This window comes from Kitasatospora sp. NPDC030952 (assembly GCF_055571335.1).
The window spans coordinates 163,438-183,503 of record NZ_JBVIFM010000014.1; the positions used below are offsets into that span (position 1 = coordinate 163,438).

Annotated in this window: 15 protein-coding genes and 2 tRNA genes; 9 read left to right on the plus strand and 8 right to left on the minus strand. The window is 73.3% G+C overall.

Features of this window, described 5'->3' with window-relative positions; all coding sequences use genetic code 11:
- Positions 1–63: 63 nt before the first annotated feature.
- Both ACZ47G_RS24185 and ACZ47G_RS24190 read right to left on the minus strand, forming a co-directional pair.
- The gene (locus tag ACZ47G_RS24185; RefSeq protein WP_465745831.1) at positions 64–2,475 is read right to left on the minus strand and encodes a transglycosylase domain-containing protein; all 2,412 of its coding nucleotides are present in this window, start codon (positions 2,473–2,475) and stop codon (positions 64–66) included.
- 223 nt (positions 2,476–2,698) lie between these two features.
- Positions 2,699–2,772: transfer RNA gene (locus ACZ47G_RS24190), tRNA-Lys, on the minus strand.
- A 217-nt stretch (positions 2,773–2,989) separates the two neighbouring features.
- On the opposite strand from ACZ47G_RS24190, the gene ACZ47G_RS24195 reads away from it, so the two are divergent.
- Together ACZ47G_RS24195 and ACZ47G_RS24200 are read left to right on the plus strand one after the other, a co-directional pair.
- Positions 2,990–3,793, plus strand: coding sequence for a DUF998 domain-containing protein (locus tag ACZ47G_RS24195; RefSeq protein WP_465745944.1), 804 nt, complete (start codon positions 2,990–2,992; stop codon positions 3,791–3,793).
- Positions 3,790–4,692, plus strand: a complete 903-nt coding sequence (locus ACZ47G_RS24200) for an alpha/beta fold hydrolase (protein ID WP_465745833.1) — start codon at positions 3,790–3,792, stop codon at positions 4,690–4,692. Before ACZ47G_RS24195 ends, ACZ47G_RS24200 begins: the two co-directional genes overlap by 4 nt.
- 89 nt (positions 4,693–4,781) lie before the next feature.
- On the opposite strand, the gene ACZ47G_RS24205 is transcribed toward ACZ47G_RS24200, so the two are convergent.
- The 4 genes from ACZ47G_RS24205 to ACZ47G_RS24220 all read right to left on the minus strand — a co-directional run bounded on the left by ACZ47G_RS24205 (position 4,782) and on the right by ACZ47G_RS24220 (position 8,979).
- Positions 4,782–4,855, minus strand: a tRNA-Lys gene (locus ACZ47G_RS24205).
- A gap of 110 nt (positions 4,856–4,965) precedes the next feature.
- A complete protein-coding gene (locus ACZ47G_RS24210) occupies positions 4,966–7,023 on the minus strand; it encodes an ABC transporter ATP-binding protein (protein WP_465745835.1) in 2,058 nt (685 codons plus the stop codon).
- On the minus strand, positions 7,020–7,982 hold the full coding sequence (locus ACZ47G_RS24215) for an ABC transporter permease (protein ID WP_465745837.1): 963 nt from the start codon (positions 7,980–7,982) through the stop codon (positions 7,020–7,022). Before ACZ47G_RS24215 ends, ACZ47G_RS24210 begins: the two co-directional genes overlap by 4 nt.
- Before the next feature lie 16 nt (positions 7,983–7,998).
- Complete coding sequence (locus ACZ47G_RS24220; protein ID WP_465745839.1) at positions 7,999–8,979, minus strand: ABC transporter permease; 981 nt, start codon at positions 8,977–8,979, stop codon at positions 7,999–8,001.
- Between the two features lie 326 nt (positions 8,980–9,305).
- Between ACZ47G_RS24220 and ACZ47G_RS24225 the strand changes: the two genes are divergently transcribed.
- Both ACZ47G_RS24225 and ACZ47G_RS24230 read left to right on the plus strand, forming a co-directional pair.
- Positions 9,306–11,009 carry an ABC transporter family substrate-binding protein gene (locus ACZ47G_RS24225; protein ID WP_465745841.1) on the plus strand — a complete coding sequence of 568 codons (1,704 nt, stop codon included), beginning with the start codon at positions 9,306–9,308 and terminating at the stop codon, positions 11,007–11,009.
- A 569-nt stretch (positions 11,010–11,578) separates the two neighbouring features.
- Positions 11,579–12,787, plus strand: coding sequence for a low temperature requirement protein A (locus ACZ47G_RS24230; protein WP_465745843.1), 1,209 nt, complete (start codon positions 11,579–11,581; stop codon positions 12,785–12,787).
- A 100-nt stretch (positions 12,788–12,887) separates the two neighbouring features.
- On the opposite strand, the gene ACZ47G_RS24235 is transcribed toward ACZ47G_RS24230, so the two are convergent.
- Positions 12,888–13,862 (minus strand): LysR family transcriptional regulator, encoded by a 975-nt coding sequence (locus ACZ47G_RS24235; protein ID WP_465745845.1) that lies wholly within the window; start codon positions 13,860–13,862, stop codon positions 12,888–12,890.
- Positions 13,863–14,131: 269 nt separating this feature from the next.
- Here ACZ47G_RS24235 and snpA (ACZ47G_RS24240) point away from each other — a divergent pair, with 269 nt between their 5' ends.
- The 4 genes from snpA (ACZ47G_RS24240) (at position 14,132) to ACZ47G_RS24255 (ending at position 18,881) form a co-directional block, all read left to right on the plus strand.
- Positions 14,132–14,767: a snapalysin gene (gene snpA / locus ACZ47G_RS24240; RefSeq protein WP_465745847.1), complete on the plus strand. Its 636-nt coding sequence runs from the start codon at positions 14,132–14,134 to the stop codon at positions 14,765–14,767.
- A gap of 335 nt (positions 14,768–15,102) precedes the next feature.
- Positions 15,103–15,726 carry a snapalysin gene (gene snpA / locus ACZ47G_RS24245; protein WP_465745849.1) on the plus strand — a complete coding sequence of 208 codons (624 nt, stop codon included), beginning with the start codon at positions 15,103–15,105 and terminating at the stop codon, positions 15,724–15,726.
- A gap of 218 nt (positions 15,727–15,944) precedes the next feature.
- Entirely contained in the window at positions 15,945–16,604 is a 660-nt protein-coding gene (locus ACZ47G_RS24250) for a pentapeptide repeat-containing protein (protein ID WP_465745851.1), read from the plus strand.
- Positions 16,605–16,808: 204 nt separating this feature from the next.
- A complete protein-coding gene (locus tag ACZ47G_RS24255; RefSeq protein WP_465745946.1) occupies positions 16,809–18,881 on the plus strand; it encodes a phosphocholine-specific phospholipase C in 2,073 nt (690 codons plus the stop codon).
- 15 nt (positions 18,882–18,896) lie between these two features.
- On the opposite strand, the gene ACZ47G_RS24260 is transcribed toward ACZ47G_RS24255, so the two are convergent.
- On the minus strand, positions 18,897–19,676 hold the full coding sequence (locus ACZ47G_RS24260) for a phosphoribosyl-dephospho-CoA transferase MdcG domain-containing protein (RefSeq protein ID WP_465745853.1): 780 nt from the start codon (positions 19,674–19,676) through the stop codon (positions 18,897–18,899).
- 150 nt (positions 19,677–19,826) lie between these two features.
- Here ACZ47G_RS24260 and ACZ47G_RS24265 point away from each other — a divergent pair, with 150 nt between their 5' ends.
- Complete coding sequence (locus ACZ47G_RS24265) at positions 19,827–20,057, plus strand: hypothetical protein (RefSeq protein ID WP_465745855.1); 231 nt, start codon at positions 19,827–19,829, stop codon at positions 20,055–20,057.
- Positions 20,058–20,066 lie beyond the last annotated feature (9 nt).

Below are 20,066 nucleotides of genomic sequence, written 5' to 3' on the forward strand. Positions count from 1 at the left end.
GACCACCGAGCGAGGTCGGTGGTCGGCGGGCGTCGGTGTGTCGGCGGTGCGGCCCGGAGCCGGTCAGTTCCCGGTCCTGGCCCCCGCCCCCGAGAGCGCGTCCGTCCCGCCGGTGGGCTGGGTGGTCGGCTGGCCGGTCGGGCCCGTGGTGGGCTGGGTGGTCGGCGTCGGCCGGGTGGTCGGTCGGCCGGTGGGCCGCGAGGTGGGCTGGGTGGTGGGCTGCCCGGTCGGGTCCGTGGTCGGCCCGGTGCCGCCACCGGTACCGGAGCCGGAACCCGAACCCGAGCCGCCGGAGGAGCCCGCGCCGGAGGTGTCGCCCTGCCCGTTGCCGGAGCCGTTGCCGGAACCGGCGCCGGTGCTCGGCGTGGCGCTGCCGGTCGACGGGGTGCCGCTCGGCGTGCTCGGGGCGGTCGGCAGGTCGGTGGCGCCGGAGTCGCCGCCGTCCGCCGGGGTCGGGAAGTCGCTGACCGGCTGGCCCTTGAGCGCGGCCTTCATGTAGCTGGTCCAGATCTGCGCCGGGAACTGGCCGCCCGCCGCGCCGTTGATCCCGCCGACGCCGCTCAGGCTGACCTGGGCGCCGGTGCCCGGGTCCTGGCCGAACAGTGCCACCGAGGTGACCAGCTCGGGGGTGTAGCCGACGAACCAGACGGACTTCTGGTCGTCGGTGGTGCCGGTCTTGCCCGCCACCGGGCGACCCAGCGCCTGGGCTCGGAAGCCGGTGCCGCCCGGGTCGCTCACCACGCCCTGGAGCATCGAGGTGACCCGGTTGGCGGTGTCCGTGCTGATCGCCTGGGTGGTCTTGTGCGCGGGCAGCTGCACGGCCTCGCCGGCCTGGTCCACCGACTGCACCAGCCACGGGGTGATCTGCTTGCCGCCGTTGTCCAGCGTGGCGTAGACGCCGGCCATGTCGAGCACGCTCGGGGTGGCCGCGCCCAGCGGGATGGAGGGCACCGGGTCCAGGCCCGGGGTGCTGCCGGGCAGGCCCAGCGCGATGCCGGTGTCCTTGACCTTCTGCAGACCGGTGTCCTGCGCGAGCTGGGCGAAGGCCGAGTTGACCGACCAGTCGACGGCCTGCTGAAGGCTGATCTGGCCGTAGCTCTTGTCGCCCTCGTTCGGCGGCGCGTACGGGGTGCCCTTGCCGCCGCGGACCTTGCGGCCGCTGGTGCCGTCGTAGACGGTGCGCGGGGTGATGGTCCGGCCGTCCTGGGTCTTGGCGTTGTTCTCGAAGGCGGCGGCCAGCGCGATCGCCTTGAAGGTCGAGCCGGCCTGGTAGTCGCGCCGGGTGGCGTTGTCGACGTAGTGCTTCACGTAGTCGACGCCGCCGTAGAGGGCGACGACCGCGCCGGTCTTCGGGTCCACCGAGACGGCGCCGGCCTGGGCGGCCGCGTCCTTCTTCCGCTTGTCCGGGTTCAGGGTGTCGTGCAGCTGCGCCTGGACGGAGTCCTGGAGGGCCTGCTGGCGGCTCGGGTCGATGCTCAGCTTGATCGTGTAGCCGCCCTTGGCCAGCTCGGTCTCGCTGATGACGTTGTTGGAGGTGAGGTACTGGGTGGCCGCGTCCACCAGGTAGCCGGACTGGCCGGACAGGCCCGGGTTGGGCTGCGGGTCCTTGACGTCCGGGAAGGTGGTCTTGGCCCGCTCGTCGGCGGAGAGCCAGCCCTCCTTGACCATGCCGTCCATGACGTAGTTCCAGCGGTTGACGGCGTTCTGCTTGCCCGCCGGGGTCGCGGTGGCCACGTCGTAGGCGCTCGGGGCGTTCAGCAGGGTGGCCAGGTAGGCGCCCTGGGCCGGGCTGAGCGCGGAGGCGTCGACGCCGAAGTACGCCTGGGCGGCGGCCTGGATGCCGTAGGCGCCGCGCCCGTAGTAGGAGGTGTTCAGGTAGCCGGAGAGGACGTCGTCCTTGCTCTCGGTGGCGTCCACCTTGATGGAGATGAAGAGTTCCTTCACCTTGCGGGTGATCGACTGCTTCTGGTCCAGGTACGTGTTCTTCACGTACTGCTGGGTGATGGTGGAGCCGCCCTGGGTGCCCTCGCCCTTGGCGGTGTTGAGGGCGGCCCGGACCAGGCCCTGCACGTTGACGGCGCCCTCGTTGTAGAAGTTGCGGTCCTCGGCGGCCAGTGCCGCGTGCTGGGCGGCGGGGGAGACCTTGTCCAGGCCGACGTTCTGCCGGTTGGTCTGGCCGGTGCGGGTGATCACCGAGCCGTCGGAGTAGAGCCAGGTGTTGCTCTGGGCGGTAGCGGCGGCGTGCGCGTCCGGGACCTTCACCAGCGCGACCCCCAGCGCGAACAGGCCGACGCCGAGCAGCAGCGCCGAGGCGAGGCCGAGCAGCGTCATCCGCCAGGTGGGTATCAGCCGGCGCCAGCCGGTGCGCTTGGGGCGGCGCGGCTTCTTGCCGCCCGGTGTGGTGGTGGAGCGCTTGAGCCGTTCGACCGGCCGGAGGCCGATCGGCTGCCGGCCGCTCTGGGCGTTTCGGAACAAGGCGCGGCCTTTCCTGCGGGCGGACCGGGCCAGCCTGCACAGACGGGGACATCGGCGGTTAGGGACCTTTGTCCCGATTCCGGTTTACTGCCCTGGACGAGCCGGGCGGGCCCAATGGCTCCACCGGAACGGCAATCGAGACCGACATCACACATAAAACGGACATCGAGGGCCAAAAAATCGGGGAGCCCCTCGCTGCTGCGAGAGGCTCCCCAACTGTCTGTGCGCCGCCAGGGACTCGAACCCCGGACCCGCTGATTAAGAGTCAGCTGCTCTAACCAACTGAGCTAGCGGCGCTTGCTGACCTGGAAAACAATACACGGTTCCGGGGAGTGCCTCGAACCACGCCCGCCCCGCCGGTGCTCCGGGCGCCCGTTTCCTCCCGGTTGGGGCGGAGTTCTTGCCCGGTTAGGGTGGAAACGTGCCCAGCCCCCAGCCCGGACACCTCGGCCCCCGCTCCCGACGCCCCCACCCCCGGAAGCGGTCCGACCGCGCACGGACGGCGGTCGCCGCCCTGCTGCTGCTCAGCGCCGTGGCCTACACCGCGTGGGTGCTGGAGGTCGTGCTGAGCACCGGACTCGACCCGGTGCAGGCGTACATCAGCGAACTCGCCGCCGAGAACCAGCCGCTGGGCGGCCTCTTCCGCGCCACCGACCTGGCCGCCGGACTCTGCGTGCTCGCCGCCGCCCTCATCGCCCTCGCCACCGGGCAGGCCCGGCACCCCGGCGCCGCCGACCCCCATTCCGGCGCCCCCGGTGCCGATCCCGGTGCCCCCGGCCGCGATGCCGGCGTCTCCGGTCGCGGCGATCGCTGGGCACTGGCCGGCTGGTCCGCCCTGGCGCTGTTCGGCGCCGCGACCGCCGCCGACTCCCGGCTGCCGCTCAGCTGCGCTCCCACCAGTGACGAGATGTGCGCCGCCCGGGAGACCGCCGGGCTGGTCCCGGCCACCCACGCCGCGCACGCCGTCACCAGCAGCCTCGCCGTGCTCGGCGCGCTCATCGGACTGGTCGCGCTCACCGTCGCCGCCCGCCGGTCCCACCGCTGGCCGGCCGTACGCAGGGTCGGGCCCTGGCTGCTCGGCGCGGAACTGCTGGCCACCGGCTGGAGCCTCGGGGCGATCGCCGCCTTCCAGGCCGGGCGGGGCACCTGGGCGCTCGGCGCCGGGCAGCGGCTCCAGGTGCTGCTGGTCGCGCTCTGGCTGGGCGTCCTCGCCGTGGCCGTCGCCCGCTCGGCCCGCCCGGACCACACGGCCCGCCCCAACGGCCCGGCCCGCACGGACGAATCGGGCGGGCCGGCCCTCGACCGGAGGCCGGCATGACCACTCCCGAGACCTCCGAGACCCCCGACACCCCCGCGATCCGGGCGCGCTTCCTGCGCGTCGACGGCGTCCCGCTGCACGTCCGCACCGAGGGCAGCGGCCCGGTCTGCCTGCTCACCGGCGGCCTCGGCAGCAGCTGGTTCGACTGGGACCTCGTCGTCCCCTTCCTCACCCCCTACCGCACCGTCGTCCGCTTCGACCGGCCCGGCTACGGGCTCAGCGCCGCCGAACCGGCCACCGGGCGGCGGCCCGCCCCGACGCTGGCCGGCGAGGCCGGGCGGATCCGCGCGGTGCTGGACGGCCTCGGGCTGGACGGGCCCTGCACCGTGGTCGGCCACTCGCTGGCCGGCTTCCACGTGGAGGCCTTCGCCCGGCTGCACCCGGAGCGGGCCGCCGGGCTGGTCCTGGTCGACGGCAGCGTGGAACCGGGGGCCCGCCCGTACCCGGCGCCGGTCGTACGGGACCTCGCGGCCCGGGCGGTGGCCGGCGCCGCGACCGCCCTCGCCGTGCCGTACCTGTTCGGCCCGACCGCGCGCCGGGTGACCGCCCGGCTGTCCACCGTCCGCCGCGAGGACCTCGCCCCGGCGCCGCTGGTCCGGCACTGCTACCGCACCGGCCGGGCGCTGCGCGCGCTGCTCCGGGAGAACGGGCGCTACCTCGACATGGCCGCCGAGCTGGACGGGCTGCGGCGCACCCGGCCGCTGTCCGAGGAGCTGCCGGTCACCGTGCTGGCCGCCGACGACGGCTGCCGGAGCGGCCGCACCGAGTCCTGGCTGGCCGAGCAGCGGGAGCTCGCGACGCTGCTCGGGGCCGACTTCCGGACCACGGCGCCGGCCGGGCACCTGGTGATGTTCGACCGCCCGGACGCGGTGGCCTCCGCCGTCCTCGACACCCGCTGAGACGTCGCCCGCCGCCCCGGGGGACGGCAGCCGCTCCGGGAAACGCCTCAGGCCGCCCACCGGAGTGGACGGCCTGAGACCTTGCCATGTGCGCCGCCAGGGACTCGAACCCCGGACCCGCTGATTAAGAGTCAGCTGCTCTAACCAACTGAGCTAGCGGCGCTTGCTGACGTGGAAGACAGTACACGGCACCGGACCGATCCGCCGAATCGTATTCGGCCGATCACCCGGCGTCACGGCGCGTCGTCCTCCCCGGCAGTCGCTCCGTCCCCGTCAGTCCGGGTGGTGGCAGGCGGCCTGGTGGTCGGCCGCCGTCCGGTCGCCGTCGAGCGTCGGCCGCTCCTGCTCGCACCGCGCCCGGGCCGTCGGGTCCGCGAGCCCGGCGTAGAGCGGGCAGCGGGTGCGGAACGGGCAGCCGGTGCGGCGCTCGGTGGGGGAGGGCGGGTCCCCGGCGAGCAGGATGCGGTCGCGGGCGCGTTCGGCGGCGGGGTCCGGCAGCGGGACGGCGGAGAGCAGGGCCCGGGTGTACGGGTGGCGGGGGCGGTCGAAGACGGCGGAGACCTCGCCCTGCTCGACCGTCCGTCCGAGGTACATCACGCTGACCCGGTCGGCGAGGTGCCGGATCACCGAGAGGTCGTGCGACACGAACAGGTAGGACAGCCCGAGCTCGGCCTTGAGCGACTGCAGCAGGTTGAGCACCCCGGCCTGGATCGAGACGTCCAGGGCGGAGACCGGTTCGTCCAGCACCAGCAGCTTCGGCCGGACGGCCAGGGCCCGGGCGATGGAGACGCGCTGGCGCTGCCCGCCGGAGAACTGGTGCGGGTAGCGGACCGCGTGGTCCGGGTCGAGGCCGACCTGGTGCAGCAGTTCGGGCACCCGGCGGGCGATCTCCTCGCGCGGGGCGCGCTGGGCGCGCAGCGGCTCGGCGACGATGTCGCCGATCGGCATCCGGGGGTCGAGGCTGGCCATCGGGTCCTGGAAGACGATCTGCAGCTCGGCCCGGAGCCGCTGGGCCTCGGCCCGGGTGAGCCGGGCGGTGTCGTGGCCGAGGAGTTCGATCCGGCCGGTCTCCGGGGCGCCCAGTCTCAGCAGTTCGAACAGGGTGGTGGACTTGCCGGAGCCGGATTCCCCGACCAGGCCGAGGGTCTCGCCCTCCCGGAGGTCGAGGTCGACGCCGTCCACCGCGTAGACCTCGCCGACCTTGCGCTTGAACACCGTGCCCTTGAGCAGCGGAAACGTTTTTCCGAGCCCGCTGACCGCCAGTACCGGCGCCCGCTCGGAGCGGTCCCCGGTCGCCGGCCCGGACGGCGGTTCCGGCACCGGGTACACCTCGCTCGGCGCGGGCCGCCGCTCGGCCAGCTCGGCCGAGCGCACACAGGCGGCCAGGTGCCCGTCGTCCCCGCTCAACGGGGGCTCCGCCGCCGAGCAGCGCGCCTCGGCCAGCGGGCAGCGGGTGGCGAAGGGGCAGCCGGGCGGCAGTTCGGCCATCGGCGCCGGGGCGCCGGGGATCGGCACCAGCGGGCCGCCGCCACCGTCCAGTCGGGGCAGCGCGCCGATCAGTCCGAGGGTGTACGGGTGGCGCGGGGCCGCGAACAGCTCGTCCACCCCGGCGGTCTCGACCACCCGGCCCGCGTACATCACGGCGACCCGGTCGGCGGCGCCGGCGATCACCCCGAGGTCGTGGCTGACCAGGACGAGGGCCGCGCCGGTCTCCCGCCGTGCGGTGCGCAGCACGTCGAGCACCTGGGCCTGGATGGTGACGTCCAGGGCGGTGGTGGGCTCGTCGGCGAGCAGGATGTCGGGCTCGTTGGCGATGGCCATGGCGATCATCGCGCGCTGGCGCATGCCGCCGGAGAACTCGTGCGGGAAGCTGTCCAGGGCCCGGTCGGGCGCCGGGATGCCGACCAGGTCGAGGAGTTCGGCGGCCCGGCGGCGGGCGGTGGCCCGATCGACCGGCTGGTGCACCCGGACGGCCTCGGCGATCTGGTCGCCGATCCGGTAGACCGGGGTGAAGGCGGACAGCGGGTCCTGGAACACCATGGCGACCTTGCGGCCGCGGATCGCGGCGAGCTCCCTGCCGGGCAGGCCGACCAGCTCCCGGCCGTCGAGCCGCACCGAGCCGGAGACCCGGGCGGTGCCCGGCAGCAGCCCGAGCACGGACAGCGCGGTGACGGACTTCCCGGAGCCGGACTCGCCGACGATGCCGAGGGTCTCGCCGCGCCGCAGGGTGAGGTCCACCCCGCGTACGGCGGGCACCGGGCCGTGCGGGCCGGCGAAGTCCACCCGCAGGTCCCGGACGGCGAGCAGCGGGGTTTCGACGGCGGTGGTCACTTCTGCTTCCTCCGGGGGCGGCGGGAACGCCGGGGCGCGCCCTGGGCGGTGGGGTCCAGGGCGTCGCGCAGCCCGTCCCCGACCAGGTTGACGGCGAGCACGAACAGCACCAGCAGCCCGGCCGCGAAGTAGAACATCCAGGGGAACACCGGGGCTTCGCTCGTCCCGGCGGCGAGCAGGGTGCCGAGCGAGACGTCCGGCGGCCGGACGCCGAAGCCGAAGTAGGAGAGCGCGGTCTCGCTCATCACCGCGCCGCCGACCGCGATGGTGGCGTCGACGATGAGGAAGGAGGCGACGTTCGGCAGGATGTGCCGGCTGATGATCCGCAGCGGCCGGACGCCCATGAACCGTGCGGCGCGCACGAATTCGCGCTCGCGCAGGGAGACGGTCATCGAGCGGACCACCCGGGCGGTGATCATCCAGTTGAACAGGGCGAGCAGCAGCACGAAGGCGATCCAGCCGCTGCTGCGCAGCCGGGGCGAGACCACGGTGATGATCAGGAAGCTGGGGAAGACCAGCATCAGGTCGACCAGGAACATCAGCGCCCGGTCGGTCCAGCCGCCGAAGTAGCCGGCGCAGGCGCCGACCAGCGAGGCCAGCACGGTGGAGAACAGGGCCACCAGCAGGCCGATGATCAGTGACTTCTGCAGCCCCCGGACGGTCTGGGCGAACACGTCCTGGCCGACCCCGTTGGTGCCGAACCAGTGTTCGGCGGACGGGGGTTGGTGCAGCGCGGTGAAGTCGGGGGCGGCGTAGTCCCAGGGCGTCAGGTACGGGCCGCCGAAGGCGAGCGCGAACAGCAGCAGGATCAGCACGGCCCCGGCGACGGCGCCCCGGGCGGCGCGCAGCCGGGCCAGTACGAGCCGGCCGCGGCCGGTGGCCCGCGGCGGTCGTCCGGCGGTGCCGGCCGGGGCGCCGGCGGGGGAGTCGGGGCCGGCCGACTCGGCGACGACGGTCATCTCAGCTCACCTCCGGTCAGACCCGCACACGCGGGTCGAGGGCGGCGTGCAGGGTGTCGGCCAGGAAGCCGGAGGCGAGCACGACGACGGCGGTGAACAGGTTGATCGCCACCACCGAGTTGACGTCCTGTTCGTTGATCGACTGGATCAGCCACTCGCCCATGCCGTGCCAGCCGAAGATCGTCTCGGTGAAGATCGCGCCGGTGAAGATGGCCAGGAAGCTGTACGCGAACATGGTCGACATCGGGATCACGGCGGTGCGCAGCCCGTGCTTGAGCAGGGCCTGGCGACGGGTGAGGCCCTTGGCCTCGGCGGTGCGCAGGTAGTCGGAGCCGAGCACGTCGAGCATGGTGCCGCGCTGGTAGCGGCTGTAGGTGGCGAGGCCGCCGAGGGCGAGCGAGACGGTGGGCAGCAGCAGGTGCAGGGCCCAGTCGCCGAGGTGGGTGCCGAGGCCGCCGGTCAGCCCGGGGGTCTCGTAGCCGGTGAACGGGACGACCTCGTGGCCGGCCGCGTCCTTGGCGGCGATCGCGCCGTTCTTGAGGAACAGCGCGACCAGGAAGACCGGGGTGGAGAGCAGCACGAAGGACACCACGGTGAGCAGCCGGTCGGAGATCCGGTACTGGCGCACCGCGCTCCACGCCCCGGCGGCGACGCCCAGGACGGTGCCGAGCAGGCTGCCGATCAGCAGCAGCCGCAGCGAGACCCAGACCCGGCGGCCGAAGTCGTCGGTGACCGGGGTGTCGTGGATGGTCCGGCCGAGGTCGCCGTGGAGCAGGCCGCCGGCCCAGTGGCCGAAGCGCTCGACGACCGGGGTGCGGTCGTTCAGGTTGAGCGCGGTGAGCTGGCGCTCGACCGATTCGGCGGACGGGCGCGGCACCTTGGCGTCGAAGTAGGTGCGCGGCTGGAGGGCGCTCGCGGAGATCGCGTACGCCAGGAACACGGCGGCGATCAGCAGCGCCGCGTAGTAGCTCAACCGCTTCGCCAGGTAGCGGAGCATCAGCGGCCGCCCGGGGCGGGGGCGGCGACGCGTCTGGTGGGCATCGGCTGGTGGCCTTCGGTCGGGGCCCGGTCGGGGCATCGGTCGGCAGGGTGGGGAGGGCTGTCGGGAACGCGCAGGTCAGAGTGAAGCACCGTGGTGCGGCCGCGGTGTTGCGCCGGGATTGCGCCGTGTGACGGCTGGATCAGGTGTGCGTTCCTCCCCCTGGTGGCGGATCTGATCCGCTGTTACGTTCCTCTGGCTCGGTGCCGGATTGAGTGCCCACGCTCAAGCCCGGTCATGCCTCCCGCGACCCAACTCCTGCCACCGATCCCAGGGGGACCCTCATGGACGCTTCCCGTACGGCCCGTCGCCTCGGCCGGTCGGCCGCCCTCGCCGTCGCCGTCGCGCTGGCGCTCACCGCGTGCACCTCCGGCGGTGGCTCGGCCGGTGACGTGGCCAAGAGCGAACCACCGAGACAGGACTCCCAGGACATCAACGCCAAGCCGCTGGACCAGGTCAAGGACGGCGGCGAGGTGCGCTTCCAGCTGGACCAGTGGATCACCCAGTGGAACCCGCTCCAGGTCGACGGCGGCTCCTACACCGACACGGTGGACCTCATCCGGGCGCTGGAGCCGACACTGTTCGGCACCGACGCCTCCGGCACCTTCCAGCCGAACCCGAACTACCTGGTGGACGCCAAGGTCACCTCCACCTCGCCGCAGGTGGTCACGTACAAGCTGAACCCCAAGGCCAAGTGGTCGGACGGCAAGCCGCTCAGCTACCTGGACTTCAAGGCGGACTGGCAGACCAGCAACGGCAAGGACCCGGCGTACAACATCGCCGATCCGTCCGGCTACGAGCTGATCTCCGCGGTCGAGCAGGGCGCCGACCCGTCCGAGGTGAAGGTCACCTTCGCCCAGCCGTACGCGGACTGGCAGAACCTGTTCCGCCCGCTGATCCCGGCGGCGGGCATCTCCACCCCGGACGACTTCAACAAGGGCTGGGTGGAGCGGATCCCGATCACCGCGGGCGCGTTCAGGATCGGGACGGCGGACAAGACCGCGCAGACCCTCAGCCTGGTCCCGGACCCGGCCTGGTGGGGGACCAAGCCCAAGCTGGACAAGATCACCTTCCGGGTGATGGACAAGTCGGCGAGCATCCAGGCCTACCTCAACAACGAGATCGACCTCGCCTCGGCCGGCACCGCCGCCGCGTACGGCCAGCTCAAGGACGCCAAGGACACCGTGATCCGGGCCGCCAGCCCGTGGGACGAGGTGCACATCTCGTTCGGCGGGAACGGCGCGCTGGCGGACCAGAAGGTCCGCCAGGCGCTCGGCAGGGCGCTCGACCGCTCGGCGCTGATCAAGATCGCCAACAACGGGGTGCCGGTGACCTTCAAGCCGCTCGGCAACCACATCATCATGCCCAACCAGGCCGGCTACCAGGACAACTCCGGCGACTGGGCCACGTTCGACCTCGCCGCCGCCAAGAAGCTGCTGGACGACGCCGGTTGGAAGGAGTCCGGCAGCGGTCAGCCGCGGACCAAGGACGGGAAGCCGCTGGAGCTCCACTGGGTGCTCAGCGACGGCACCGCGCAGGCCCAGCTCGACCTCGCCACCGCGGCGGCGGCGATGTGGCAGCAGGCCGGGGTCAAGGTCGACCTGGACAAGGTGGCCGCCAACGACTTCTTCTCCAAGTACATCACCCCGGGCAAGTTCGACCTCGCGAGCTGGCGCAACACGGACTCGTTCCCGAACTCCAAGAGCCTGGCCAACTTCCGTCTGCCGGTGGGCGACAACTCCTTCCAGAACCCCTCGCGCCTCGGCAGCCAGGAGATCGACGACCTGCTGAAGAAGGCGGCCGGAACGGTCGACCCGGCGGAGGCCGCGAAGCTCTACAACCAGGCGGACGCGAAGATCTGGGAGCTCGGCCACACCGTCGAGCTCTACCAGCGGCCGGTCGTGGCGGCGGTCCGCAAGGGACTCGCCAACTACGGTGCCTTCGGCCTCGGGAGCGAGGACTACAGCAAGGTCGGCTGGGAGAAGTAGTCCGGGCCGCCGAGGCGGCGAGGGCGACCGCACGGCAGGCGCTGGCGAGCAGCGCGGTGATCACGAGGCCGGTGGTGCGGACACGCGTGGGCCGGCTCCGCCGCCCCCGCTGTCCTGCCACCGGCCTTGACCTTCCGCGTTGCCCGCAGGCCGCCCGTGTCGTGGGGCCCCGCAGGGGCCCGCGCTCGCTTCCAACCGGGGACGAATCTAGCGGGGCGTCCCGGCCGGTCGCGGCGCAGCGCGCAGGCGCGCCCGGAAACCCGCCGCGCTGTCACCCACTTCGCGCACCGAAGCGTCAACTCTCGCTGACGGCAAGGAGGAAAGGGGCATAAGCGGGCATCGTGCCAGGGCTCGAACGGAGTTGTCGCACGGATGCGGATCGGTGCGCGAAAACGGCGCCCGGGCGGTACGGGATCGGGGCCGGTGTCCGAACCGGTACGGGGGCCGGTGCCCGGCGCCGCGCGCGCCGCGCCGGTGCGTGCGCCGGGCCCGGGCCGCTGCCAGGATGCGCGGGACGGCGGCCCTCCCGGGCCCCGTCCGCCCCCTCCCGACCCCCCGGAGCAGCACCGATGCCCAGTGAACCCGCCGCCGCGGCACCCCGAGCGCACCACGTCGACCCGCCCCCGGTGCGCCGGATGGTCCCCCGCGACCGCGACGAGCCGCACCGGGTCGCCACCCCGCTGGAACTGTTCTTCGACCTCTGCTTCGTGGTCGCGGTCGGCCAGGCCGGCCGCGAACTCGCCCACTCGCTGGCGGCCGGGCACTACGGCGAGGGCCTGCGCGGCTACGCCCTCGCTTTTTTTGCCATTTGGTGGGCCTGGATGAACTTCACCTGGTTCGCCTCCGCGTACGACTGCGACGACGTGCCGTACCGGATCACCACGCTGGTGCAGATCGCGGGCGTGCTGATCCTGGCCGCCGGGGTGCCGCGGCTGTTCACCGCCCAGGACCTCACGCTGTCGATCGTCGGCTACGTGGTGATGCGACTGGCGATGGTCACCCAGTGGCTGCGCGCGGCGGCGAGCGAGCAGGGCGAGGCCCGGCGGGTCGCGCTGCGGTACGCGGTCGGGATCACGCTCTGCCAGGTGGGCTGGGTGGTGGTGCTGCTCCTGCCGGACGCCGCCCGGCCGGTGATCATCCCGATCGGGGTGCTGTGCGAGCTGGCCGTGCCGGTGGTCGCCGAGCTGCGGATGCAGACCGCCTGGCACCCACACCACATCGCCGAGCGGTACGGGCTGTTCACCCTGATCGTGCTCGGCGAGACGGTGGCCGCGGCGACGGTGGCGGTGCAGTCGGCGGTGGACGAGCACGAGGAGCTGGGCCGGCTGGTGCCGGTGGCGGCCGGCGGGCTGCTGATCTGCTTCGCGGCCTGGTGGATCTACTTCGCCCGGCCCGTCCACGACCACCTGCGCTCCAACCGGCAGGCCTTCGCCTGGGGTTACGGGCACTACCTGGTGTTCGGCTCGGCGGCGGCGATCGGCGCGGGGCTTGAGGTGGCGGTGGAGTCGGCCGTGCACAAGGCGGAGATCTCCGACACGGCCGCCACCGCGACGGTCACCGTGCCGACCGCGGTCTACCTGGTCACCGTCTGGTACCTGCACTCCCGGCACACCAAGCGCGGCCCGGTGGCCCAGTCGGTGGCGCCGGTCGGGGCGGCGCTGGTGCTGGCCTGTACGGCACTGGGCGGGTCCGGGGTGCTGGCGGCGGGCCTGGTCTGCGCGCTGATGGTCGCCACGGGCGTGCTGATCCACAGCCGGGAGGGCCGGGTCGGGAGGTAGGGCCGGTCCGGCGGACCCGGGGTCTTGGTCCGCTGGACCCGGGGTCCGTCCGTCGGACCCAGGGTCTTGTCCGTCGGACCCAGGGCCCCACCGGCGGATCCTAGAGCCGCCCCAGCAGCACCGGTTCGTGCCGCGCCAGCCAGGCCAGGTAGGCCGGGTTGACCTTGGCCAGGTCCAGGTAGGCGGCGCGCAGTTCGCCGTAGAGCGCGTCCAGGGCGGGCGGGCTGAGCACCCGGGGGCGCCAGGTGAAGAGCAGCCGGACGGCCAGCGGGTCCCCGTGTACGGGGCGGACCACCGTGCCGGGCCCTGGCAGCGAGGTCGGCTGGCAGGGGCGGACGGCCTCGCCGGAGGCGACCAGTTCGGCGGCGGTGGCGTTGTCCCGCACCTGCACCACCCGGGGGTTGAGCCCGGCCTCGCTGAAGACCCGGCGCATCGCGGCGTACTCGTGGTCGGCGGTCGGGTCGACCATCCAGGTGTCCTCGGCGAGGTCGGCCAGGTGGACGACCGGGCGGGCGGCGGCCGGGTGCCCGGCGGCGAGCGCGACGAACTGCGGCTCACGGGCCATCAGCACCCGGTGCTCGGCGTCCGGCGGCACCCGCAGCGGGAAGCCCTCGCTCTCGTACACGAAGGCCACGTCCAGCTGGTCGGCTGCGACCATCCGCAGCAGGGCGCTGGCGGAGATGTCGACGTGGATGGTGGTGTCGGTGTCCGGCAGCCGCTCGTGCACCCGGCGCAGCCAGGCGGCGACGGCCCGGCTGCCGACGCTGCCGATCCGCAGCCGGCGCTGCCGGTCGGGCCCGGTGGTGTCGCGGGCCTCCTGGCGGGCGGCGGCGACCAGGGCGGCCATCTCGCTGATCACCGGCCGGGCCCGGGACAGCACCGAGTGGCCGAGTGCGGTGGGCCGGCTTCCGGTCTGCTCGCGGGTGAACAGGGTTCCGCCGATGGCTCGTTCTATCCGGTGCAGCTGGGTGGTGAGGGAGGGCTGGGTCATGCCGAGCTGGAGCGCGGCCTTGCGGAGGCTGCCGGTGTCGGCGATCGCGCACAGCACCCGGAGGTGTCTCACGTCGAGCTCCACGACGGGAGCATAGACGTCATCGAGCCGTATCGCCAAGGACATGACAGGGAATCAAGGCGCGCCGACGGCACCCACGGCGGATACCCACCGGTAGTCGGCCGGGCTATCGCGGGTTGACATCATCCGCGACGGGCCCGGGCGGGTCGAAGCTCGTGGGCACCGCACCGCCCCGGCCCCGGCCGGGACGGCCCCCACCGCGCGCCGCAGCCGCCCGGTCCGGCCCCCACCGGCCCGGGCGGACCGGCGCACCGTGAACTCGGAGCCCCCACATGAAGCGATCCGTGCTGTCCGCGACCCTCGGACTGGGCCTCGCCGCCACGCTCGTGGCCCTGCCCACCACCGCCGTCGCCGCGCCCGCCGCTCCGGCCGCGCAGACCAGTGCCGCCCGGGCCCACGCCGGTCCGGCCGAGGAGGCCGCGAACAACCAGGCGTTCTTCCGGGCCGTGATGGCCTCCGCCGAGGCCAGGCAGGCCGCCGACCCGTGGCTGCAGTCCGTCACCGTCACCTACGACACCAACCAGGCCCCCTCCTTCGCCGGCGACATCGCCAACGCCGCGCAGATCTGGAACAGTTCGGTGCACAACGTCCAGCTCCAGGAGACCAGCGGCACCGGCGACTTCTCGTACACCGAGGGCGACGGCAGCGGCTCGTACGCCAGCACCGACGGGCACGGGCACGGCTACATCTTCATCGACCACCAGCAGGCCCAGGAGTACTACTCGCTGCGGATCGTGGCCCACGAGACCGGGCACGTGCTCGGCCTGCCCGACGACTACTCGGGACCGTGCAGTGAACTGATGTCGGGCCACGGCCCCGGCCCGTCCTGCACCAACGCGCACCCCGACGCCAACGAGAGCGCACAGGTCGACGCACTCTGGGCGAACGGCGTGGCAGTGGCCAACTGACGTGCCCGGCGGGTGAATCGGGCGCGGTGGCCCGCCCGGCCGGAAACGGGCGGGCCACCGCACGGGTACTTCCCCGTCCGGGAGCCTAGCCGCCCCCGGAACGGAATGCCAGGGGCATGTCTGAGTCAAGACGAGTAAAAGACGGCCGGAATCCGAAGGGGCGCGGGGGTATTGCACCGGGCTATCGCGGGTTGACATCATCCGCCCGGCCGCCGGGCTGCCCGAAGCTCTGGGGACACCCGGTCGCCAGGTGTCCCCCCAGCCGGCCCCCAACCCGGCGCGGCACCAGGGACCGGAGCCCCCAACACCTCCAGGACCCCTTCAGGAGCCCCCACATGAAGCGATCCGTGCTGTCCGCGACCCTCGGCCTCGCCCTCGCGGCCGGCCTCGCCGTGCTGCCCACCACCGCGGCCGCCGCGGCGCCGGCGGCCCCGGCCGTCCAGGGCTACACCGCCTCGACGTACGCCGGTTCCACTCAGGAAGCGGCCGACAACCAGGCGTTCTTCCAGGCCGTGATGGCCTCCGCCAAGGCCAAGCAGGCCGCCAGTCCGGGCCTGGCGACCGTCGTGGTCACCTACGACGCCAGCTCCGCGCCGTCCTTCCGCAGCCAGATCGCCAGCGCCGCGCAGATCTGGAACAGCTCGGTCAGCAATGTCCGGCTGCAGGCCGGCTCGGCCGCCGACTTCAGCTACTACGAGGGCAACGACAGCCGCGGTTCGTACGCCAGCACCGACGGGCACGGGCGCGGCTACGTCTTCCTCGACTACCAGCAGAACCGGCAGTACAACTCGGTCCGGGTGACGGCCCACGAGACCGGGCACGTGCTCGGCCTGCCGGACCACTACTCCGGCCCGTGCAGCGAGCTGATGTCGGGCGGCGGCCCCGGCACCTCCTGCACCAACCCGTACCCGAACAGCACCGAGCGCAGCCGGGTCAACTCGCTCTGGGCGCGCGGCTGATCGGCCGGCCCACCGCCCGAGCGCCCCGGCCCGGCCGCGTCCGCAGCGGCCGGGCCGGGGCGTCGCCGCCCTGGTGACGGCCGGGCGGACGGCCGGGCCGGCGGGGCCGGCGGGGGCGTGTACGGGCGGAGCTGTCGGTGGCGCGTGCGGGGGAGCTGTCGGTGGCGCGTGCGAGCATGCGGGCGAGACCCGTTCGCCGCGATCCGAAAGGCGCCGCCATGCCCCGTTCCGTCCCCGAGCAGCTCGCCGACCTCCCGTACGCCGAGCTGCTGCGCCCGCACACCGGTCCGCTGCGCAGCGACGAGCGCTACGACACCGCGCACTTCGACGGCGGCGAGCACACCGACGAGTCGGGCGCCGGGGCGGCCTTCCTGGAGTGCGCCTTCACCGGGGTCGCGCTCAGCGGGGTCAAGCTGCGCCAGGCCCGGTTCAACGAGGTCTGGGTGCAGGCCGGCCGCTGGGTGGCCTGCGACCTGAGCGACACCGAGTGGCAGGACAGCGCCTTCGTCGGCGGGGTGCTGGCCGGGGTCGCCGGGTACGGGGCCGCGCTGCGCCGGGTGGTGTTCCGCGGCTGCAAGCTGGAGGCGGTCAACCTGCGGTCGGCCGTGCTGCGGGACGTCGTGTTCGAGGACTGTCTGCTGCGCGACGTGGACTTCGGCGGGGCGAAGCTGACCGGGGTGTCCTTCCCCGGCTCGACGCTGGAGGAGGTCCGGCTGCGCGGGGCCGTGCTGAGCAAGGCCGATCTGCGCGGCGCCGCCCGGCTCGGCCTGGCGGACGGCCACCAGGGGCTGCGCGGGGCGGTCATCAGCACCTCCCAACTGCTGGAGCTGGCGCCGCAGTTCGCCCACGCGCTGGGCATCGAGGTGAAGGACCGCTGACCGGGCGCCGGTTGGTGTAGACGGTCTCCCCGTCGCATCGGCCGGGCGTTCAGCCCGTCGTCGCCCGGTGACGCCGGGACGAACAGTCCGACAAACCTGCTGCGCGCATCTGGTGGCCGGCTCCGGTCGAGGTGGAGACTGCTCCGCGATCGATGGCCCCGAGTTGTGTACACAACATCGCCAGTGAAGGGACGGACCGGTCTGATGGCCGAGTTGAGTCGTAGGAAGTTCGTCACGCTGTCCGGCGCCACCGCGGCCGGCCTCGCCGTGGCCGGCGCCGACGTCGTGGGCGCCGCCGCCCCGAGCGCCGCCGCCGCGACCGCCTCCAGCACCGCGCTCAGCACCACCGGCACCATCACCGACGTGCAGCACGTGGTGATCCTGATGCAGGAGAACCGGAGCTTCGACCACTACTTCGGCACCCTCAAGGGGGTCCGGGGCTTCGCCGACAAGGCCGCCATCCAGATCGCCGGCGGCTACAGCGTCTTCAACCAGCCGAACGGCCTGTTCGCCCGCCAGTACCCGTGGGCCTTCAACCCCTCGGGCGCCGGCGGCTCCGCGGAGACCCAGGCGCAGTGCAACGGCGACCTCTCGCACGCCTGGTCCGACCAGCACAAGGCCTGGAACGGCGGCAAGATGGACTCCTGGGTGTCCGCCAAGGGCACCGTCCGCACCCTCGGCCACCTGCAGCGCGCCGACATCCCGTTCCACTACGCGCTGGCCGACAACTGGACCATCTGCGACGCCTACCACTGCTCGGTGCTCAGCGCGACCGGCCCCAACCGCACCTACCACTGGAGCGGGACGATCGACCCGGCCGGCACCGCGGGCGGCCCGGCCTACGACGGTGGCTCCGAGTCCAACCTGCGCTGGCAGACCTACGCCGAGGCGCTGGAGAACGCCGGCGTCAGCTGGAAGGTCTACCAGAACGCCGCCGACAACTTCGGCGACAACGCCCTCGCCTACTTCAGCCAGTTCACCGGCGCCGCGGCCGGCAGCCCGCTGGCCGTCAAGGGCATGGGCTCCGTCCCCAAGGTCACCGGCCGCACCCCGGACGACATCGCCGCCGCGATCCGGGCCGACGTGCAGAACGGCACCCTGCCGAAGGTCTCCTGGATCGTCGCCGACCAGCAGTCCTCCGAGCACCCCTACGCCACCCCCGAGGACGGCGCGCACTTCGTCCACCTGGTGATGGACGCCCTGAACGCGAACCCCGACGTGTTCAACTCCACCGTCCTGCTGCTCAACTACGACGAGAACGACGGCTTCTTCGACCACGTCCCGCCGCCGGCCGCGCCGGCCGGCACCGCGGGCGAGTTCTACAACTCCACCAACATCGGCCTCGGCTTCCGCGTCCCGCTGATCGCGATCTCCCCGTGGACCCGAGGCGGCTGGGTCAACTCCGAGACCTTCGACCACACCTCGGTGCTGCGCTTCCTGGAGGTGTGGACCGCCGCCCTCGGCACGCCCGCCACCAGCCCCAACATCAGCGCCTGGCGCCGCCAGGTCTGCGGCGACCTCACCTCGGTCTTCGACTTCGCCAACCCGGTGTACGGCCTGCCCACGCTGCCCGACACCTCGCAGACCATCGGCCTGTCCACCTGCGGCCCGCTGCCCAACCCCTCGCCGAGCGACAACGCGCTGCCCGCCCAGGAGCCCGGCACCCGCCCGGCCCGCGCGCTGCCGTACCAGCCCAACGCCAACCTGGACCACTGGGACAGCAACGCCAGCGGGGTCATGCACGTCTGGGTGAAGATGTCGAACGACGGCGCCGCCCGGGCCGCGCACTTCGCCGCGTACGCCAACGCCTACCGCAGCGGCGGCCCCTGGCAGTACACGGTGGATTCCGGCAGCCCGGTCACCGACTTCTTCAACTGCGGCACCAACAACTTCGGCAACGGCAAGTACGACCTGACCGTGGTCGGCCCGAACCGGTTCCTGCGCCGCTTCACCGGCGACCTCACCAAGGCGGGCAAGAACGCCGCCGTCACCGCCTCGTACGCGGTCGAGCCGGGCAGCGGCAAGCTCGCCGTCTACTTCAAGATGGACAACTCCGGCACCTCGCCGATCACCTTCACCATCACCTCGAACAACTACCGCACGGACGGCCCCTGGACGTACCAGGTGCCGGCCGGCGGCAGCGTCAGCGACTTCTTCAACGCGGTCGCCCACAACAACGGCTGGTACGACTCCACCGTCACGGTCGACGTCGACGCCGGCTGGTCGCAGCGCTTCACCGGCCACCTGGAGACGGGCGCGCCCAGCGTCAGCGGCTGACCGTACGCACACGTCCTAATCGTACGGGCCCCGGGGGAACCACGGATCGTGGACCTCCCGGGGCCCGTCCGGCGTCAGCAGGGTGAAGCTGTGCACCCCCGCCGCGTACTCGGCCAGCTGGACGGCGCCGTAGCGGGTCTCCAGCTCGGCCTGCACCGGCACCGGCAGCTTGCTCAGCGCCCGGCGCAGCTGCAGCGCGTCCCGCCGGCTGACCGGGTGCGGGGCGCGCAGCACCAGTCGCAGCGGGCTGAGCGGCCCGGCCACCGGGAGGCCGGTGCCCAGCTCGTAGCCGACCGCGCCGATCGGGCCCCAGGAGAGCCGGTGGTCCGCGACCAGCCGGCCGACCTCCGGCAGCAGGGCCAGCGCCGGGATGCCGCCGACCCGGGCGGGGGCCAGTCGCGCCCGCCGTTCGGCCAGCTGCTCGGGCCGCAGCGTCCGGGCCACCGCGGCCCAGGGGGCCAGCGCGTCCAGCCGCTGCCCGGGGCGCGCGCCGCGCACCGTCACCGGCACCCAGTGCTCGGGCGCGGCGTCCGGGTCCCGGGTGCAGCGCTGCGGGTGGGGCGGGTCCGCCGGGGCGCCGACCTGCGCGGGCGCCCGGCCGACGGTCACCCAGGGGTGCGTCCGCAGCACCGCCCGCGCCCAGCCCGGCAGCTCGCCGCCCGCCACCGGGCGCAGTGAGCCGGGGCACTGCATCAGCAGCAGGTCGTGGGTGCCGGGCAGCCGCCCGTCCAGCGCGGCCAGCGGGCCGACCCGCCGGCGCGGTCCGTCGTGCAGTTCCTCGGTCGAGTTCCTCACACCGCCACCCTCCGCCTCCGGCCCGCACCCGGCTACGGCCCTTCGGCGCCTCCGCCAGGGACCAAAGACTCAAGGTGCATCCGCAGGCCCCCGGTGTGAGAGTGGGGGCAGCCCGGAAATTCCGCGGTTCCGTCCGCAGGAGGAGGAGTCATGGGCATCTTGGACAGGTTGTTCCACCGGCCGCCGCAGCACGAGTCCACCGGACCGGACGCCGCGGAGCGGGCCGCGATCGCCCACGACGAGGCGGCCGACGCCTTCGGCGAGGACGTCGAGCGGACCAGGGACGCCCAGGACCGGCTCATCCGGGACCGGCTCGCCCAGGAGGAGGCCGACCGGCGCGCCGCCGAGAACATGACCGCCGAGGGCGATCCCTGGGACTGACGTCCGCGG

Excerpts from the sequence above, each read along its gene's own strand:
- ACZ47G_RS24200 (WP_465745833.1), top strand. The coding sequence starts at position 3,790 with ATGACCACTCCCGAGACCTCCGAGACCCCCGACACCCCCGCGATCCGG.
- ACZ47G_RS24215 (WP_465745837.1), bottom strand. The coding sequence starts at position 7,982 with ATGACCGTCGTCGCCGAGTCGGCCGGCCCCGACTCCCCCGCCGGCGCC.
- ACZ47G_RS24220 (WP_465745839.1), bottom strand. The coding sequence starts at position 8,979 with ATGCTCCGCTACCTGGCGAAGCGGTTGAGCTACTACGCGGCGCTGCTG.
- ACZ47G_RS24225 (WP_465745841.1), top strand. The coding sequence starts at position 9,306 with ATGGACGCTTCCCGTACGGCCCGTCGCCTCGGCCGGTCGGCCGCCCTC.
- ACZ47G_RS24230 (WP_465745843.1), top strand. The coding sequence starts at position 11,579 with ATGCCCAGTGAACCCGCCGCCGCGGCACCCCGAGCGCACCACGTCGAC.
- snpA (WP_465745847.1), top strand. The coding sequence starts at position 14,132 with ATGAAGCGATCCGTGCTGTCCGCGACCCTCGGACTGGGCCTCGCCGCC.
- snpA (WP_465745849.1), top strand. The coding sequence starts at position 15,103 with ATGAAGCGATCCGTGCTGTCCGCGACCCTCGGCCTCGCCCTCGCGGCC.
- ACZ47G_RS24250 (WP_465745851.1), top strand. The coding sequence starts at position 15,945 with ATGCCCCGTTCCGTCCCCGAGCAGCTCGCCGACCTCCCGTACGCCGAG.
- ACZ47G_RS24255 (WP_465745946.1), top strand. The coding sequence starts at position 16,809 with ATGGCCGAGTTGAGTCGTAGGAAGTTCGTCACGCTGTCCGGCGCCACC.
- ACZ47G_RS24265 (WP_465745855.1), top strand. The coding sequence starts at position 19,827 with ATGGGCATCTTGGACAGGTTGTTCCACCGGCCGCCGCAGCACGAGTCC.